The sequence below is a fragment of the Nocardioides sp. ChNu-153 genome, assembly GCF_030466625.1.
Taxonomy (GTDB): Bacteria; Actinomycetota; Actinomycetes; order Propionibacteriales; family Nocardioidaceae; genus Nocardioides.
This window is the reverse complement of sequence record NZ_JADEVT010000013.1, coordinates 19,320-36,321: the sequence shown is the minus strand read 5'-3', so window position 1 is coordinate 36,321 and position 17,002 is coordinate 19,320. Positions and strand designations below refer to the sequence as shown.

General features: G+C 74.9%; 18 protein-coding genes. 17 read left to right on the top strand and 1 reads right to left on the bottom strand.

Annotated features, from left to right (window positions below; genetic code table 11):
• Nucleotides 1-106: 106 nt before the first annotated feature.
• The 15 genes from rpsP (at nt 107) to INN71_RS14635 (ending at nt 13,873) form a co-directional block, all read left to right on the top strand.
• Nucleotides 107-601, top strand: coding sequence for a 30S ribosomal protein S16 (gene rpsP, locus INN71_RS14705; protein WP_277500315.1), 495 nt, complete (start codon nt 107-109; stop codon nt 599-601).
• Nucleotides 602-606: 5 nt separating this feature from the next.
• Nucleotides 607-849, top strand: coding sequence for an RNA-binding protein (locus INN71_RS14700; protein WP_277500316.1), 243 nt, complete (start codon nt 607-609; stop codon nt 847-849).
• 106 nt (nt 850-955) lie between these two features.
• Nucleotides 956-1,513 carry a ribosome maturation factor RimM gene (gene rimM / locus INN71_RS14695; RefSeq protein ID WP_277500317.1) on the top strand — a complete coding sequence of 186 codons (558 nt, stop codon included), beginning with the start codon at nt 956-958 and terminating at the stop codon, nt 1,511-1,513.
• A gap of 3 nt (nt 1,514-1,516) precedes the next feature.
• The gene (gene trmD, locus INN71_RS14690; protein WP_277500318.1) at nt 1,517-2,695 is read left to right on the top strand and encodes a tRNA (guanosine(37)-N1)-methyltransferase TrmD; all 1,179 of its coding nucleotides are present in this window, start codon (nt 1,517-1,519) and stop codon (nt 2,693-2,695) included.
• 187 nt (nt 2,696-2,882) lie between these two features.
• Entirely contained in the window at nt 2,883-4,091 is a 1,209-nt protein-coding gene (locus tag INN71_RS14685; RefSeq protein WP_277500319.1) for an ammonium transporter, read from the top strand.
• A 209-nt stretch (nt 4,092-4,300) separates the two neighbouring features.
• Nucleotides 4,301-4,651: a 50S ribosomal protein L19 gene (rplS, locus tag INN71_RS14680; protein ID WP_277500320.1), complete on the top strand. Its 351-nt coding sequence runs from the start codon at nt 4,301-4,303 to the stop codon at nt 4,649-4,651.
• Nucleotides 4,652-4,708: 57 nt separating this feature from the next.
• Nucleotides 4,709-5,596 carry a signal peptidase I gene (lepB, locus tag INN71_RS14675; RefSeq protein ID WP_277500321.1) on the top strand — a complete coding sequence of 296 codons (888 nt, stop codon included), beginning with the start codon at nt 4,709-4,711 and terminating at the stop codon, nt 5,594-5,596.
• 20 nt (nt 5,597-5,616) lie between these two features.
• Nucleotides 5,617-6,375, top strand: coding sequence for a ribonuclease HII (locus INN71_RS14670; RefSeq protein ID WP_277500322.1), 759 nt, complete (start codon nt 5,617-5,619; stop codon nt 6,373-6,375).
• Nucleotides 6,372-6,680, top strand: a complete 309-nt coding sequence (locus INN71_RS14665) for a DUF2469 domain-containing protein (protein WP_277500323.1) — start codon at nt 6,372-6,374, stop codon at nt 6,678-6,680. Before INN71_RS14670 ends, INN71_RS14665 begins: the two co-directional genes overlap by 4 nt.
• A gap of 126 nt (nt 6,681-6,806) precedes the next feature.
• On the top strand, nt 6,807-7,304 hold the full coding sequence (locus INN71_RS14660; RefSeq protein WP_277500324.1) for a TadE/TadG family type IV pilus assembly protein: 498 nt from the start codon (nt 6,807-6,809) through the stop codon (nt 7,302-7,304).
• Entirely contained in the window at nt 7,305-9,197 is a 1,893-nt protein-coding gene (locus tag INN71_RS14655) for a pilus assembly protein TadG-related protein (protein ID WP_277500325.1), read from the top strand.
• A 91-nt stretch (nt 9,198-9,288) separates the two neighbouring features.
• A complete protein-coding gene (locus INN71_RS14650; protein WP_277500326.1) occupies nt 9,289-9,660 on the top strand; it encodes a YraN family protein in 372 nt (123 codons plus the stop codon).
• Between the two features lie 164 nt (nt 9,661-9,824).
• Nucleotides 9,825-11,420, top strand: coding sequence for a YifB family Mg chelatase-like AAA ATPase (locus tag INN71_RS14645; RefSeq protein ID WP_277500327.1), 1,596 nt, complete (start codon nt 9,825-9,827; stop codon nt 11,418-11,420).
• On the top strand, nt 11,417-12,553 hold the full coding sequence (gene dprA, locus INN71_RS14640) for a DNA-processing protein DprA (RefSeq protein WP_277500329.1): 1,137 nt from the start codon (nt 11,417-11,419) through the stop codon (nt 12,551-12,553). The genes INN71_RS14645 and dprA overlap by 4 nt, the downstream gene beginning before the upstream one ends.
• 330 nt (nt 12,554-12,883) lie before the next feature.
• Nucleotides 12,884-13,873, top strand: coding sequence for a tyrosine recombinase XerC (locus INN71_RS14635; RefSeq protein ID WP_277500336.1), 990 nt, complete (start codon nt 12,884-12,886; stop codon nt 13,871-13,873).
• 85 nt (nt 13,874-13,958) lie between these two features.
• Here INN71_RS14635 and INN71_RS14630 read toward each other — a convergent pair whose 3' ends face one another.
• Nucleotides 13,959-14,627, bottom strand: a complete 669-nt coding sequence (locus tag INN71_RS14630) for a murein hydrolase activator EnvC (RefSeq protein ID WP_277500331.1) — start codon at nt 14,625-14,627, stop codon at nt 13,959-13,961.
• Between the two features lie 392 nt (nt 14,628-15,019).
• On the opposite strand from INN71_RS14630, the gene rpsB reads away from it, so the two are divergent.
• Entirely contained in the window at nt 15,020-15,997 is a 978-nt protein-coding gene (gene rpsB / locus INN71_RS14625) for a 30S ribosomal protein S2 (RefSeq protein ID WP_277500332.1), read from the top strand.
• A 105-nt stretch (nt 15,998-16,102) separates the two neighbouring features.
• A complete protein-coding gene (gene tsf, locus INN71_RS14620; RefSeq protein WP_277500333.1) occupies nt 16,103-16,915 on the top strand; it encodes a translation elongation factor Ts in 813 nt (270 codons plus the stop codon).
• The last annotated feature ends 87 nt before the right edge of the window (nt 16,916-17,002 follow it).

Genomic DNA, 17,002 nt, shown 5'->3' with positions numbered 1-17,002 from the left:
CGGACCCTCTCACCCGCGTGCCGACCGCCCATCGGGGCAGGAGAACGGGTCCCCACCCCGGAACCGAGCCCCATCCACACTGATTTTCGAGGAGACACCACCCACCGTGGCCGTCAAGATCCGTTTGAAGCGCCTGGGCAAGATCCGGGTCCCGCAGTACCGCATCGTCGTCGTCGACTCGCGCAAGAAGCGCGACGGCAAGGTGATCGAGGAGATCGGCAAGTACCACCCCAAGGAGGAGCCCTCGTTCATCGAGGTCACCACCGACCGGGCGCAGTACTGGCTGGGCGTCGGCGCGCAGCCGTCGGAGGCCGTCGAGGCCATCCTGAAGATCACCGGCGACTGGCAGAAGTTCAAGGGCCTCCCGGGCGAGGAGGGCACGCTGAAGGTGGCGGCCCCCAAGGCCGACAAGCTCGAGATCTTCAACCAGGCCCTCAAGGACGCGCAGAGCGAGCCCAAGGGTGACGCGGTGACGAAGAAGTCGGCCAAGAAGTCGGCGGACAAGCCGGCCGAGGCGGCCGAGACGCCCGCCGAGGAGCCGGCCGCGGAGCCCGCCGAGGCGCCCGCCGCCGACGCGCAGGCCGAGACCGCCGAGGCCTGATCGCGATGCTGGCCGATGCGCTCGAGCACCTGGTGCGCGGGGTGGTCGCCCACCCCGACGACGTGTCCGTGCAGGACAAGCAGCTGCGCCGCGGCTCGGTCCTCGAGGTGCGGGTGCACCCCGAGGACCTGGGCAAGGTGATCGGCCGCAACGGCCGCACCGCCACGGCGTTCCGCACCGTGGTCGGCGCGCTCGCCGGTCGCGGTGGTGCGCGCATCGACTTCGTGGACGTGGACCGACGCCGCTGAGCGTCCCCACCTCGCCCCGACGGGCGTCGTCCTCCGGCTGCGGCCGGGGAGCGGCGCCCGTCGTGCGTTTCGCGGGCGGGTGCGGCGCGCCGTACCCTCACCCCTCGTGAGCAGCAGCGTGGAGGTCCTCGTCGGCCGGGTCGGCAAGCCCCACGGCATCCGGGGCGACGTCACCGTCGACGTCCGCACCGACGAGCCCGACCGCCGGTTCGCCCCCGGCGCCCGCCTGCGCGTGGAGGCCCCGCGCGGCGCCACGGCCCCGGTGGCCGAGCTGGAGGTCGCCAGCACCAAGTGGCACCAGGGCGTGCTGCTCGTGCGCTTCGCCGGCGTCGCCGACCGCACCCAGGCCGAGGCCGTGCGCGGCCTCCTCCTGCACGTCACCCTCGACGAGGACGAGCAGCCCGAGGACCCCGAGGAGTTCTACGACCACCAGCTCGTGGGGCTCGCGGTGCACGACCTCGCAGGCGAGCGCATCGGCGAGGTGACGCAGGTGCTGCACGGCGCGGCCCAGGACATCCTCGGCGTCCGCACCCCCGACGGACGCGACGCCCTGGTGCCCTTCGTCGCCGCGCTCGTGCCCGAGGTCGACCTCGCCGCCGGGCGGGTCGTCGTCGCGGACCGGCCCGGTCTCGTCGCCCCGTTCCCCGACGAGGCCGAGGCCTGAGACGTGCGGATCGACGTCGTCTCGATCTTCCCCGACTACCTGCGCGCGCTCGACCTGTCCCTGCCGGGCCGGGCGCAGCGCAGCGGCCTGCTGGACCTGCGCGTGCACGACCTGCGCGACTGGACCCACGACCGCCACCGCACCGTGGACGACACCCCGTACGGCGGGGGTGCGGGCATGGTGATGCGGCCCGAGCCGTGGGGTGAGGCGCTCGACGACCTCGACGTCGCCGGGGCGACCCTGCTGGTGCCGACGCCGTCGGGCGAGGTGTTCCGGCAGTCGGTGGCGGCGGAGCTGGCCGGCCGCGAGCGGCTCGTCATCGCCTGCGGGCGCTACGAGGGCATCGACGCCCGCGTCGTGCAGCACGCGGCCGCCGCGGGCGCACAGGTGCGCGAGGTGTCCCTGGGCGACTACGTGCTCAACGGCGGCGAGGTCGCGGCACTGGCGGTCGTCGAGGCGGTCGTGCGGCTGCTCCCCGGCTTCATGGGCAACCCCGACTCGCTCGTCGAGGAGTCCCACGGCGACGAGGGGCTGCTGGAGTACCCCGTCTACACCAAGCCCGCCACCTGGCGGGGGTACGACGTGCCCCCCGTCCTGCTCAGCGGCGACCACGCGGCCATCGCCCGCTGGCGGCGCGCCGAGGCCGAGCGGCGCACCGCCGAGCGGCGCCCCGACCTGCTGGCCCCCGCGGCGCTCGCGTTCGACGGCGAGGACCTCCCGGTCGTGCCGGCGACCCCGGCGGACGCGGGCGAGCTGTGGACCCTGACGCGCGCCTGCTGGCTGGGCGAGCTGCAGGACAACCCGGGCGTGCACATCCCTGCGACCACCGAGTCCCTCGACGACGTGCTCGCGTCGCTGGGGGAGTGGCACACCGTCGTGGTGCGCGCGTCGGGCCGGCTCGTCGGCTCGGTGCGCGGGCGTCGCGAGGGCGACGCCTGGCACGTGGGACGGCTCATGGTCGCCCCCGACCTCGCGGGCCGCGGCCTCGGCCGCCGCCTCCTGGGGTACGCCGAGCAGCTGGCCGCGCCGCTGGTCGCCTCGGGCGAGGTGACGGCGTACCGGTTGCAGACGGGGGCCGGGAGCGGGCGCAACCTGCGGATGTACCGCCGTGCCGGCTACCGCGCGGTGGGCCTCGGCGACCCCGGGGCGGTGCTGCTCGAGAAGCGGGCCCCTCGCGCCTGAGCGGTTCCTGAGACCCCGGTGACGGGCGTGTGTCCCCGGATGTCACACACCCGGCGAGGGTGTTACGCCGCCGAAACATGCGCGCGGCCTCGGTGCAACACGACCTCGGAAGCATCACGCAGCGTCGTGCTGGCGGCAACGGTGCCCGCCCGCCCGCTCTCTCCCGAGACAGAACAACGAGGTAGTGATGTCGACCGAACTCGCGTGGACCCTGATCTGTACGGCCCTGGTGCTCTTCATGACCCCCGGGCTCGCGTTCTTCTACGGCGGCCTGGTGAAGGCCAAGAGCGTCGTCTCCATGATGATGCTCAGCTTCGGCGCCATGGGCGTCGTCTGGGTCCTGTGGATCCTCGTCGGTGCGGGTGGCGTCGGCGCCATCTCCGACGGTGGCATCACCAAGTTCTTCGGCGACCCCTTCCAGGACGTCGGCCTGCTGGACGCCACCAAGGCCACGGACGGCTCGCTGGCCACGGCGGCCTTCGGCGGCACGTTCGCGGTCATCACCATCGCGCTCATCTCTGGCGCCATCGCCGACCGCGCCCGCTTCTGGCCCTGGATGATCTTCGCCGGGCTCTTCGCGGTCTTCGCCTACTTCCCGGTCCAGGCCTGGGTGTTCAACCCCGACAACGGCTGGATCTACAACTTCGGCGAGACCGGCACGCTGGACTGGGCCGGCGGCACCGCGGTGCACCAGAACGCCGGCGCCGCTGCCCTCGCCCTGGCGCTCGTGCTTGGCCGCCGCAAGGTCGGCTTCACCAAGGAGGAGGCCGTGCCGCACAACGTGCCCCTCGTGCTCATCGGCGCCGCGATCCTGTGGTTCGGCTGGTTCGGCTTCAACGCCGGTGTCTTCGGCGCCGACGAGGGCCAGACGAGCCTCATCATCCTCAACACCATCGCCGCCCCGGCGGCCGCGATGATCGGCTTCATCGTCGTCGAGCAGTTCCGCGACGGGAAGTCGACCGCGGTCGGTGCCGCCTCGGGCATCGTGGCCGGCCTCGTGGCCATCACCCCGGCCTGCGCCCACATCACGCCCGTCTGGGCCATGGTGCTCGGGCTCGTCGCCGGTGCCGTCTGCGCCTTCGCGATCGACCTCAAGTACAAGCTCGGCTTCGACGACAGCCTCGACGTCGTGGGTCTGCACCTCGTCGCCGGCTTCATCGGCTGCATCTGGCTCGGCATCTTCGCCTTCGACCCCGAGACCGGCCTCGCGTACGGCGGTGGTCCCGAGCAGCTCGTCGCGCAGCTCGTCTCCTCGGTCGCCGTCATCGCCTACTCGTTCGTGGTCGCCTTCGTCATCGGCATGCTCATCGAGAAGACGATCGGCTTCCGCGTGAAGGAGGAGGACGAGGTCGCCGGCGTCGACCTGCAGCACGGCGAGGCGTACGCGTTCGACTGATCGCCCCCAGCTCGACGGCCGCGGTGGGGCGCGGTCGTCGACCACCCCACGGAGGCCCGTCCCGGATTCGCCCGGGGCGGGCCTCCTGTGCGAACATGCCTGGTCGCGACGCGCGGACGCTTCTGCCACAGGGGAACCGTCGACCGCCGTCGCACCCATTCGGAACCGACCCACCGCGGCTGACCTGTGGCACTCGCGAGGAGATCATCATGACCAACGTCATCAGCCAGCTCGAGCTGGCCGCCAAGCGCGACGACATCCCGGCCTTCCGCGCCGGTGACACCGTCAAGGTCCACGTCAAGGTCGTCGAGGGCAACCGCTCCCGCGTCCAGGTGTTCCAGGGCGTCGTCATCCGCGTGCAGGGCTCCGGCATCGGCCGCACGTTCACCGTCCGCAAGGTGTCGTTCGGCGTGGGCGTCGAGCGCACCTTCCCGCTGCACTCCCCGATCTTCGAGAAGATCGAGGTCGTGACCCGCGGTGACGTGCGTCGCGCGAAGCTCTACTACCTGCGCAACCTCCGCGGCAAGGCCGCCAAGATCAAGGAGCGCCGCGACGCCTGAGGCGACCGGCCACCGCCCCTCGCCGAGGGGCGCCCCACGGGTGGCTAGTCTCCTCCCGTGACGTCCGACGACCGCGAGTCCGCCGCCCCTCTCGACGAGGGGCCGGGCCCGCGGTCGTCGTCGTCCGGGGCCCCCACGGGTGCTGACGGGAGCGAGGCCGGCGGGGCGACCGCGGTCGCCGAGGCCGAGGGCGGGCGCCGCTCGTCGCGGCGGCGGCGCAAGCAGCTGCCGCTGTGGCAGGAGACGGCGCTGCTCCTCGTGGTCGCGCTGGTGCTCGCGTACGTCATCAAGGCCTTCTTCCTCCAGGCCTTCTACATCCCGTCGGTCTCGATGGTCCCCGGGCTGCAGGTCGACGACCGGATCGTGGTGCAGAAGGTCTCCTACTGGGGCGGCAACGGCCCGCAGCGGGGGGACGTCGTGGTCTTCGAGGACCCGGGGGAGTGGCTGGGCCCGACGACGGCGGGGGGCCCGTCCAACCCCGCCGCGCAGGTGCTGGCCCGCATCGGTCTCTACCCGAGCGGCGGCCACCTGGTGAAGCGGGTCATCGGTCTCGAGGGTGACGTCGTCGCGTGCTGCGACGAGCAGGGCCGCATCACGGTCAACGGCCAGCCGCTGGACGAGCCTTACCTGGCGGACGGCCTGCAGTGCAACGGCCCCGAGCTCGACGCCGAGGTGTGCACCCGGGTCGCGGCCGGCGAGGTCGGCTGGGAGACCGGGCCGATCCCCGAGGGCCACATGTTCGTGATGGGCGACAACCGGGCCCAGTCGGAGGACTCCGCCGCCCGGCTGTGCCCGCCGAACGACACCAACGCCTGCTCGCCGACGCGCGCCTTCGTCGACACCGACCTGGTCGTCGGCAAGGTGCTCGCCGTCGTCTGGCCGCGCCAGCACTGGGACCGCCTCACCCGGCCCGAGACGTTCGCGTCGGTCCCCGACCCCGACTGACCCGTGGTGGTGGGCGAGGCGTGACGCAGCTCCCCAAGGGCTCGACCGTCCGGCGCGACGCGGGCCTGTACGGCTACGAGCGCGCGCTGCGGCGCGTGGGTCTCGAGCACGTCGCGGGCACCGACGAGGCCGGGCGGGGCGCCTGCGCCGGCCCCCTGGTGGCGGCCGCCGCGATCCTCCCGGCCGGGCGGGCGGGCGTCGTACCGGGGTTGGCGGACTCCAAGCTCCTCACGGCCCGGGCCCGCGAGCGGGCGTACGACGAGGTCGTGCGCCGGGCGCTCGCCTGGTCGGTCGTGGTCGTCGACGCCGAGGAGTGCGACCGCCTCGGCATGCACGTCGCCAACGTCCAGGCGCTGCGCCGGTCGGTGGCGCGGCTGGGGGTGCGTCCGTCGTACGTGCTGAGCGACGGGTTCCCCGTCGACGGGCTGCCGGCACCGGGCCTCGCCGTGTGGAAGGGCGACCGCGTCGCGGCCTGCGTGGCGGCGGCCTCGGTGCTGGCCAAGGTGACCCGCGACCGGATCATGTGCGGGATGCACGAGCGGTGGCCCGGGTACCGCTTCGACGTGCACAAGGGCTACATCACCGACCTGCACACCGAGCGGCTCGAGGCGCACGGGCCGTCGCCGGTGCACCGGATGCGGTTCGTCAACGTCCGCCGTGCCGCCGGGCTCGAACCGTCGCTAGGCTCGCCCGGGGCGGCGCCGCCCGACGGCGGCGACCCCGCCGTACCGGGGGACGCGCAGCCCGACGTGCCCGCCGAGCAGGAGGAGTCGCCATGAGCACCGAGGACCTCGAGCGCTACGAGGCCGAGATGGAGCTCACGCTCTACCGTGAGTACCGCGACGTGGTGAAGATCTTCAAGTACGTCGTGGAGACCGACCGCCGGTTCTACCTGTGCAACAAGGTGGACGTGCGGGCGCGCAGCGAGCACGGCGAGGTGTTCTTCGACGTGACGATGACCGATGCGTGGGTGTGGGACATGTACCGCCCCGCCCGCTTCGCCAAGAACGTCAAGGTCCTGACGTTCAAGGACGTCAACGTCGAGGAGCTGGCGGCCAGCGACCTCGAGCCACCCAAGGGCTGAGACCCCGGCGGCAAAATCTCGGGCCTCCCGGGAGGTCGGCTCCGCAAACGCCGGACAGCCGCGCTCCGGCGGTCCTAACCTTCCGCCAGAGGGGAGACGTGCGTCCCCGGATCGAGGCGGAGACAGATGGGTGCAACGACGAACGCGGCGCGACGGCGCGGCGGGCGCGCCGGCCGTGACCAGCGGGGCGCGGCCGCCGTGGAGTTCGCCCTCGTGCTGCCGATCCTGCTGCTGCTCGTGTTCGGGATCATCGCGTACGGCTACATGCTCAGCTTCCGCGGCTCCATGAGCCAGGCGGCGGCCGAGGGCGCCCGGGCTGCCGCGGTCCACCAGGCCGGGTCGGGCGGGTCCGCGCAGGAGTCGGCCCGCGCCGCCCTGAACGAGGCCCTCGGGGTGTACGGCGTCAGCTGCACCCCCACCGGGGCGTTGCAGCGCCGCGGGGACACGGCGGGCTCGTGCGACGTCTCGGCGCCCACGAACTGCGGGTCGGGCTCGCCGCAGCCCCAGTGCGTCACCGTGCGTCTCACCTACGACTACGAGGACCGCCCCCTCATCCCGCTGCCCTTCGTCGGCGGCGTCATGCCCGACGAGATCGAGTACGCCGCCTCCGCGCGGGTGAGCTGAGTGTCCGGCGCCGACCGGCGACGGGTCGCCCGTGACCAGCGGGGCGCCGTGGCGGTGATGGTCGCCGCGCTGATGACGTTGCTCCTCGTGGTCGCGGCCCTGGCCGTCGACATCGGCATGCAGCGGGTCGCCCGCCGCGACATGCAGGCGCTCGCCGACGTGGTCGCCCTGGACATCGCCCGCGAGCTGCGGGGCCGCACGCTCGCCGACGTCGTCGCGCCCTCACCCGCGGGCGCGCCGGCGCTGCGCTCCGCCCTGCGCACCTCGCTCGAGCGCAACGAGGACACCCTGGGCGCCGCCCCCGAGGTCGAGATCCAGATCGGCAGCCACGTGCCCGGCGTCGGGTTCCAGCCGTTCACCGACTGGACCGACCCGGCCAGCGGGTCCTTCGCGTACGACGCCGCCCACGCGGACGCCGTGCCCGACGCGGTGCGGGTCCGCGCCGGGACGACGGTCCAGTACTCCTTCGCGCCGGGGGACGGCGGCGCCCGGCGTGCGGCGCTCGCCGTGAAGACCGACCCGTCGGCCTGCTTCAAGATCGGCACGTTCCTGGCGGGCGTGGACTCCGGCAGCTCCTGGCTCCTCGCCCCCGTGCTCGGTGACCTGCTCGGCGGCTCCGTCGACCTCACCGCCGTCGGCTACCAGGGCCTGGCCGACGCCGAGGTGTCGCTCCTCGACATGCTCGTCGCGCTCGGTCTCTCGGCGGGCGACCTCGACCGTCTCCTGTCCACCGAGCTCGACGCGCTGGGTCTGCTGCAGCTCACCGCCGACGCACTGGAGGCCCGGGGGGACCTCGCCGGCGTGGGCCTCGACGCAGGGGCGACCGCCGCTCTCGGGGTGCTCGACACCCTCGTGACGGCGGTGGTGGCGGGCGGGGTCGACGTGGCCGTCCCCACCGGCCAGCGCATCACGGTCGGTGACCTCGTCCAGGTCGCCACGGGTGCGGGTGGGGCCGCCCTGACGACGGGCCTGAACGTCTTCGACCTGGTCACGGCGGGTCTGCTCGTGTCGGGGGGCACCGGGTTCGTCGACCTCGACCTGGCGGCACCCGTGCCGGGCCTGGTCGACCCCACGGTGCGGCTGAGCATGATCACGCCGCCGAGGCCCGGGTGCGGTGTCCCGGCGGGCGGCACCGCGGCGGCCGCGACCGCGACCAGCTCGGCCGTCGCCCTCGAGGTCGGAGCCGATCTGGAGGCCCTGGGCAGTCTCGACCTGAACCTCCTGGACATCGTGCGGCTGCGGGGCCGCGCCGACCCGCTGTCGCTCGACATCGGCGTCGCCGAGGCCAGGGCGACCCTCCACGGTGTGCGGTGCGGTTCGCCCGACAGCCTGCAGCTCGCCGTCGAGGGGGGCGCCGTCACGGTCTCGGGCCACCTCGGGCTCGAGCTGTCGGGTTCGGTCGGTCTCGGGACCCTGCTCGACGGGCTGGGTCTCACCGCCCTCCTGGACCGCCTGCTGCTCGGCCTCGTCGGTGGGCTGCTCGGGCTCGGCGACGTGAACGTCACGGTGGGGGCCGAGGTCGACCTCACCCTCGCCCGTGCGCCGCTCACCGGGGGGACGACGTACGACGTCGAGGTCCCGTCCGAGCCGGGCCGGGAGATCGCGGTACCCATCCGCTCGGACGGCCTGAACCTGTCGAGCCTGCGCATCGAGCCCACGGTCGCGGTGTCCGTCACGTCCGGCCGCCTGAACGCGGCCGACCGGGCTGCGGTGACCGCCGACCTGCAGGCAGAGCTGGCACCGCTGCTCACCTCGCTCGTCCGCACGGCGCTCGGGCCCGTCGACGCGCTGGTGAACGACGTGCTGGCACCGATGCTGGGGCTCGAGGTCTTCGGCATCGACGCCTACGGGATCCCGACCCCCAGCTGCGAGGGCCTCGCGCTGCGCGGTTGAGACGTCCTCGGTCGAGACGTCCTCCACAGGTCGGCGGGGGGCGGGGTGCGGTGACGCCGCCGATCGCGCAGGCTCGGGGGGTGAGGCCGTCATGAGCACACCGCGGGGGAGTCGTCACCTCGGCCTGGGCCGGTACGGCGAGGACGTGGCCGCGCGCCACCTCGTCGAGGCCGGGATGGTCGTCCTGGACCGCAACTGGCGCTGCGAGCTCGGTGAGATCGACCTGGTGCTGCGCGACGGCGCCGTCCTCGTCGTCTGCGAGGTCAAGACCCGCTCCTCGGACGCCTACGGCTCGCCGTTCGAGGCCGTCACGGCGACGAAGCTGCACCGCCTGCGCCGGCTGGGCGCGCGGTGGGTCGCCGAGCACGACGTGCGGGCCCGGCACGTCCGCATCGACGTGGTCGGGGTGCTGCGCCCCCGGACGGGCCCCGGATCGGTCGAGCACGTCGCCGGCGTCGGCTGAGCCCCCAGGGCGGCCCAGACCACTTCCCGTCCCCAACCCCGGCGGCGTCGCCGGCCCTCCACAGCGGCGGGGCACGTCGTACCGCGGCCGGCGGCCCGGGCCCAGGCTCGGGGGTGGAGGTGACCCATGAGTCCAGAAGCCACACCCGCGCCGAGGGCCGACTGATGCCCGTCGCGACGACCCAGACGATCGCCCTGCAGGGGGCGGTCGGCCACCTGATCGACATCCAGGTCGACGTGTCCCCGGGCCTGGTGACGACCGTGCTGGTCGGGCGACCCGACGCCGCGTTGAGCGAGGCCCGCGACCGGTGCCGGACGGCGGTGTCGAACTCGGGCTTCCAGTGGCCCACCACGCGGCGCACCACGATCCTGCTGTCGCCCGCCGACCTGCCGAAGCGCGGCACGCACTTCGACCTCGCGATCGCCGTGGGCGTGCTCGCGGCGTCGGTGGACACGGCGAAGGAGACCCCGATCCCGACCGACGACGCGGTGCTCATCGGCGAGCTCACCCTCGAGGGGCGGTTGCGGCCGGTCCCCGGGGTGCTGCCGATGGTGATGGCGGCGGCGTCCCGGGGCGTGCGCCGGGTGTTCGTGCCCGAGCCGCAGGCCGCGGAGGCCGCCCTGGTGCCCGGGATGGCGGTCCTGGGTGTGCGTTCGCTCGCCCAGGTCGTCGCCGAGCTGCGCGGCGTCGAGGTGCCCGAGGCGCCGCCCGTCGCGGCCGACTCGACGAGCCACCTGCTGGCCTGGCGCGGCCAGGAGCGCCTCGAGGAGGGCGACATGGCCGATCTCGTCGGGGTGCCCGAGGCCCTGTTCGCCGCCGAGGTCGCTGCCGCGGGCGGTCACCACCTGCTGCTCACCGGCCCGAAGGGCGCCGGCAAGACCTCCCTGGCCGAGCGGATCCCCGGCATCCTCCCCGACCTGGAGGCCGACGAGGCGCTCGAGCTGACGGCCATCCACTCCCTCGCCGGGGCGCTGCCGCCGGCGGGCGGGCTGTTCCGGCGCCCGCCGTACTTCGCCCCCCACCACAACGCGAGCGCGGCGAGCCTGCTCGGCGGCGGCACCGGCCGCGTGCGGCCCGGCGAGATCAGTCGGGCGCACGGCGGCGTGCTCTTCCTCGACGAGTTCCCGCTGTTCAACGCCGACGTCGTCGAGGCGCTGCGCCAGCCGTTGGAGAGCGGCGAGGTCACCATCGCCCGCGGCGAGGAGTCGGCGACGTTCCCGGCCCGGGGGATGGTCGTGCTCGCCGCCAACCCGTGCCCGTGCGGCGAGGCCGGGAGCGGCACCGCGGCGACCACGTGCCGCTGCGAGCCCCACCGGCTGCGCACCTACGAGCGCAAGCTGGGCGGTCCGCTGGCCGACCGCATCGACATCGTCCGGCGCCTCGAGCCGCCGTCGCCGCACAGCGCGACGGACCCGTTCGCACGTCGGGACAGCACCGCGGTGGTGCGCGAGCGGGTCACGGCGGCCCGGCAGCGGCAGCGCCGGCGGTACGCCGGCACGAGCTGGCGCCTCAACGCGCACGCCCCCGCCCCGGCCCTGCGGGAGTCCTGGCCCCTCGACGAGCCGTCGCGGGCCCTGCTCGAGGGCGCGGTGGTGGCGGGTGCGCTCACGCGGCGGGGTGCGACCCGGGTGCACCGCCTGGCCTGGACGGTGGCCGATCTCGCGGGCCTCGACCGCCCGGGGCCGGGCGAGGTCGAGACGGCCCTCCAGCTGCGCACCGGTGGCCCGCTGCGCCTGGCCGTGGTGGAGGGCGTCGGATGAGCGTGGACGACGCGGAGCGGATCGCCCGGGTCGCGCTGAGCCACCTCGCCGAGCCCGGCGACCCCCGCCTGCTGCGGCTGGCGCGCACGATGGGGGCGGTCGAGCTGTACGACGCGCTCCTCGCCGAGCGGGACCTCGACGGCACGCTGAGCGACGTCGCCACCCGGCTCGCGGGGGTGCGGCCCGAGCGCCGGCTCGAGCAGGCGCTGCGCCAGGGCGTCCGGTTCGTGGTGCCGGGCGACGAGGAGTGGCCCGCGCCGCTCGACGACCTCGCCGACCACGCCGCCCTGCACCGCCGGGCCGAGGTGCCCGTCGGGCTGTGGGTGCGCGGTCCGCTGCGCCTCGACCGCACCCGGCACTCGGTCGCCGTGGTGGGCTCGCGGGCGGCCACGACGTACGGCGGCACCGTCGCCGCCGACCTCGGGGCCGACCTCGCGACGAACGGGTGGTGCACGGTCTCGGGCGCCGCCTTCGGCGTCGACCAGGCGGCGCACCGCGGCGCCCTCGCCGCCGGTGGCGACACCGTCGCGGTCCTCGCCTGCGGCGTGGACCGGGCCTATCCCTCCGCGCACGAGGCGCTGCTCGAGGTGATCGGCGACCGCGGGGCGATCGTGTCCGAGGCGCCGCTCGGCGGGGCGCCGACGCGCATCCGCTTCCTCGCCCGCAACCGCCTCATCGCCGCCCTCTCTCGGGGCACGGTGGTGGTCGAGGCCGCCGTGCGCAGCGGCGCCCTCAACACGGCGGGGTGGGCCGAGCGGCTCAACCGGGTCGTGATGGGCGTCCCCGGGCCGGTGACGAGCGGCCTCTCCCAGGGCGTCCACGAGCTGATCCGCACCCGCGCGGGTCTGCTCGTCACGAGCGGCGCGGACGTCCGGGAGGTCACCGGCGACGCCGGCGACGCACTCCTGCCACCGCTGCGCGAGGCGCCCCGCATCCGCGACGGGCTCACCGGTCGCCAGCAGCAGGTGCTCGACGCGGTGCCCGTGGTGCGCGGAGCAACCACCCAGGCCGTGGCCCGCACGGCGGGCATCGCCGTCGACGTCACCGAGCGCGAGCTGTGGGTCCTGCGCCGCGAGGGGCTGGTCGAGGAGGGCGGCACGGGCTGGCGCCTGGCGCGACGCGCGATCGCGTGACCGGTCGACGCGGCGGGCCGAGCCGGGTGGCCGGCCGGGTGGCCGGCCGGGTGGCCGAGCCGGGTGGCCGGCCGGGTGGCCGAGCCGGGTGGCCGAGCCGGGTGGCCGGCCGCGTGGCCGGCCGCGTGGTCGACGGGGCCGGCCGCGTGGCGTCCGGACCCGGGGGAGCGCCGTTCCTAGACTCGCCGGGTGACCTCGCCCCGCGCCACGGACGTTGCGCCCCCAGGCTCGGCACAGCCTGCCGACGGGGGTGCCGCGGCGGGTGCCGGGGAGCCTGCTGCGGGCGGCCGACAGCCCGCCGGGGAGCACCTCTCGGAGGGGTTCGCCCGTCTGCTGGGGCAGTACGAGGTCCACCTGCGGCACGAGCGCGACCTCACCGAGCACACCGTGCGGGCCTACCTGGGTGACGTGGCCGCGCTGCTCGAGCACGCCGGGCGCGCGGGGATCGATCGCGCCGAGGACCTCGACCTCCGGGTGCTCCGCAGCTGGCTGGCCCGGCAGCAGAGCACCGGCCGCGCCCGCACGACCATCGGCCGCCGGGCGACCGCGGCCCGCGTGTTCACGGCCTGGCTCGCCCGCACGGGGCGTGCCCCGGCCGACGTCGGCGCATCCCTGGCGTCACCGCGGCCGCACCGCACGCTGCCCGCCGTGCTGACGCAGGACGAGGCGCGGGCCCTGCTGGACGCCGCCGCCCGGCACGCCCTGGCCCCTGCGCGTGACGCCGGCGGCGACGCGGGCGGCGCCGACGCCGACGCCGACGCGGGCCACGCGGGCGGTGCAGACGGCGCCGCGTTCGAGGGTGACGCCGTCGCCCGCGCCGTGGCCGTCCGTGACGTGGCGGTCCTCGAGCTGCTCTATGCGACCGGGATCCGTGTCGGCGAGCTGACCGCGCTGGACCTCGACGCGCCCGACCCGGGACGACGGGTGCTGCGGGTGCTGGGCAAGGGCCGCAAGGAGCGCTCCGTCCCCTACGGCGTCCCGGCCGCCCGTGCGCTCGACGCGTGGCTGGCGGTGCGAGGGGTCCTCGCCACGGAACGCTCCGGGCGGGCGCTCCTGCTCGGTGCCCGCGGGGGACGGATCGACCCGCGCACGGTCCGCACGACCGTCCACCGGCGGATCGCCGCGGTGCCGGACGCCCCGGACATCGCCCCGCACGGTCTGCGCCACTCGGCGGCCACCCACCTGCTCGAGGGCGGCGCCGACCTCCGGACCGTCCAGGAGCTGCTCGGCCACTCGTCCCTGGCGACCACCCAGATCTACACGCACGTGAGCGCCGACCGGCTGCGCGCGGCGTACCGGCAGGCGCACCCCCGCGCCTAGACGCCACCCGCGCGCCTAGACGCCACCCGCGCGCCTAGACGCCACCCCGCGCCTAGGCGCCATCCGCGCGCCGGCCGGGCCCTCCTCACCCGCCCAGCGCCGCCCCGACCGCGAGCGCCGCCGACCGCCACGTCGCGAGCACCGCCGGGCGGGCCGCGGGCGGGGACCAGCCGTCGTACGGTCGGCGCACCCCGGCCTCGGCCGGACGGGCGAGGCCGTCGAGCGGCACCAGCCGCACCGGCCCGGCACCGACGAGGAGCAACGGGTCGAGGTAGGTGTCGCCCTCCCGCCAGCCCCAGTGCAGGCAGGCGCGCGGGCGGCAGTGCGACCCGGCCGCCACGAGCGTGCCGAGCGGTGCCCCCGCAGCGACCTCGTCGCCGACCGCGACGCTCGCGGTCACCGGCTCGTACGTCGTGCGGGTCGCGCCGTGGTCGACCACGACCACGCCGCGCCCCGCCAGCGGCCCCGCGAAGGACACCCGACCGGGCAACGCGGCCACCACCGTCTGGCCCGGGCGCCCGAGGAGGTCCACCCCGCGGTGACCGGCGCCGTACGGGTTCTCGGGCGGGTCGAAGGTGCGGACGACCTCGGGCTGCGGTGCCAGCGGCCAGGTGCCGACCGGCACCGGGTCGGGGGCGGCGAGGGCCGGGGCGGTGGACGGCGTCGCCAGCACCGTCAGCGCCGCGACCACCAGCACGACGACCGCGGGACAGGGGCGGGTACGGCGGCTGCGGGGCCGGGGGAGGATGCTCACCGCGCCACTCTCCGACGGACCGTGCCGGCCGGTGGCGAGGTCTCCGTCCGCTGTGGACGGGCGCCCCGACGGGCCGGCCTGGGGACGGGTACCGGCTCGGACCGGCTCGATTGGCCCCCGCCGTCGTGCCGCACTACGCTGTGCCGCGCAGCCCTTCGTGGGTTGACTTCGCACGCTCGCAGTCCGTGGCGCCATCCCGTGGCCGTCGCGGGTGCGGTCCTCAGTCCGGCCGTCGGCCGGTCCGGCCGCGCGCGGGCGTCAGGGCGACCGGCACCCGCCGGCCGCGACAACTGGGAATCGATCAGGAGCTCCGCTCCCGGTCCGCACCTCACGGCGCCCGCGCCGTGCCAAGGGCGGGCGGCACGGGTGCGTCTCCCGGAGAAGAGAACATCATGGCAGTCGTGACCATGCGCCAGCTCCTCGAGAGCGGCGTCCACTTCGGGCACCAGACCCGTCGCTGGAACCCCAAGATGAAGCGGTTCATCCTCACGGACCGCAACGGCATCTACATCATCGACCTGCAGCAGTCGCTGGCCTACATCGACCGCTCCTACGCCTTCGTCAAGGAGACGGTGGCCAAGGGCGGCACGATCATGTTCGTCGGCACCAAGAAGCAGGCGCAGGAGGCGATCGCCGAGCAGGCGCGCCGCGTCGGCATGCCCTACGTGAACCAGCGGTGGCTGGGCGGCATGCTCACCAACTTCCAGACCGTGCACCAGCGGATCAACCGCCTCAAGGAGCTCGACGAGCTCGACTTCGACAACGTGGCCGGTTCCGGTCGCACGAAGAAGGAGCTGCTGCAGCTCAAGCGCGAGCGCGACAAGCTCGACAAGACGCTCGGCGGCATCCGCGAGATGAGCCGCACCCCCTCCGCGGTGTGGATCGTCGACACGAACAAGGAGCACCTGGCGGTCGAGGAGGCGCGCAAGCTGCGCATCCCGATCATCGGCATCCTCGACTCCAACTGCGACCCCGACGAGGTCGACTTCCCGATCCCGGGCAACGACGACGCGATCCGCGCCGTCGGCCTGCTGACCCGCGTCGTCGCCGACGCCGTCGCCGAGGGCCTCATCGAGCGCTCCGGTGGCAAGTCGGGCGACGCCGCGGCCGCGCAGGAGCCGCTGGCCGAGTGGGAGCGCGAGCTGCTGACGGGTGAGGCCGAGCAGGCCGCCGTCGCCGCCACCGGCGGCGAGGCGGGCGACGTCCCGGCGGGCGAGTCCACCGGCGCCTCCTCCGAGGGTGCCGCATCCGACGCCGCTGCCGAGGCCGCCCCGGCCGACGCCGCCCCGTCGGAGGCTGCGACCGCCGAGGCCGCGACCGAGGCTGCGACCGAGGCCCCCGAGGCCGAGGCCGCTCCCTCCGAGGCCTGAGCCTCTCCAGCACCGGTGCGCCGGGCCCGCGGACGTCTCGTCTGCGGGCCCGGCGCGCCGTGGGACCACCTACCGACCCCCAGGAAGCCAGAGGAAGAAGAGACCATGGCCAGCTTCTCTGCCGCTGACGTCAAGAAGCTCCGCGAGCTCACCGCCGCGGGCATGATGGACTGCAAGAAGGCACTGACCGAGACCGACGGCGACTTCGACAAGGCCGTCGAGCTGCTCCGCGTCAAGGGTGCCGCCAAGGCCGCCGCGCGCGGCGCCGAGCGCGAGACCGCCGCCGGTCTCGTCGCGACCTCGGGCACCGCCCTCGTCGAGCTCAAGAGCGAGACGGACTTCGTCGCGAAGGGTGACGACTTCGTCGCCGCCGCCCAGCAGATCGCCGACGCCGCCGCCGAGGCCAAGCCGGCCGACGCCGAGGCGCTCAAGGCCGTCCAGGTCGGCGACCAGACGGTCGGCGAGCTCGTCGAGGCCCTCGCCGTGAAGATCGGCGAGAAGATCGAGCTCGGCCAGGTGGCCGTGTTCGACGGCCCCGTCGTCGTCTACCTGCACCGCCGCTCCGCCGACCTGCCGCCCGCCGTCGGCGTGCTGGTCGAGTACACCGGCGACGCCGAGGCCGCCCGTGGCGCTGCCATGCAGGCCGCCGCGATGCGCCCGCAGTACCTGACGCGCGACGAGGTCCCCGCGGACGTCGTGGCCAAGGAGCGGGAGATCGCCCAGGCCCAGGCGCAGGAGGAGGGCAAGCCCGAGCAGGTCGCGGCGAAGATCGCCGAGGGTCGCCTCAACTCCTTCTTCAAGGACGTCGTGCTCCTCGAGCAGCCGTCGGTCACGGAGAACAAGAAGTCGGTCAAGCAGGTCCTCGAGGCCGCCGGCACGAGCGTCACGCGCTTCGCGCGCTTCGAGGTCGGCGCCTGAGGCCCTCCGGCCAGTAGGGTTGGGCCGCTGCCCCGGCAGCGACCCGACCCGGCGGGGACCTCCCCGCCACCGCACGAAGGAGGCCGG

Excerpts from the sequence above, each read along its gene's own strand:
- tsf (WP_277500333.1), top strand. The coding sequence starts at position 16,103 with ATGGCCAGCTTCTCTGCCGCTGACGTCAAGAAGCTCCGCGAGCTCACC.
- INN71_RS14650 (WP_277500326.1), top strand. The coding sequence starts at position 9,289 with ATGAGCACACCGCGGGGGAGTCGTCACCTCGGCCTGGGCCGGTACGGC.
- rpsB (WP_277500332.1), top strand. The coding sequence starts at position 15,020 with ATGGCAGTCGTGACCATGCGCCAGCTCCTCGAGAGCGGCGTCCACTTC.
- INN71_RS14645 (WP_277500327.1), top strand. The coding sequence starts at position 9,825 with ATGCCCGTCGCGACGACCCAGACGATCGCCCTGCAGGGGGCGGTCGGC.
- dprA (WP_277500329.1), top strand. The coding sequence starts at position 11,417 with ATGAGCGTGGACGACGCGGAGCGGATCGCCCGGGTCGCGCTGAGCCAC.
- rplS (WP_277500320.1), top strand. The coding sequence starts at position 4,301 with ATGACCAACGTCATCAGCCAGCTCGAGCTGGCCGCCAAGCGCGACGAC.
- INN71_RS14665 (WP_277500323.1), top strand. The coding sequence starts at position 6,372 with ATGAGCACCGAGGACCTCGAGCGCTACGAGGCCGAGATGGAGCTCACG.
- INN71_RS14660 (WP_277500324.1), top strand. The coding sequence starts at position 6,807 with ATGGGTGCAACGACGAACGCGGCGCGACGGCGCGGCGGGCGCGCCGGC.
- INN71_RS14685 (WP_277500319.1), top strand. The coding sequence starts at position 2,883 with ATGTCGACCGAACTCGCGTGGACCCTGATCTGTACGGCCCTGGTGCTC.
- INN71_RS14700 (WP_277500316.1), top strand. The coding sequence starts at position 607 with ATGCTGGCCGATGCGCTCGAGCACCTGGTGCGCGGGGTGGTCGCCCAC.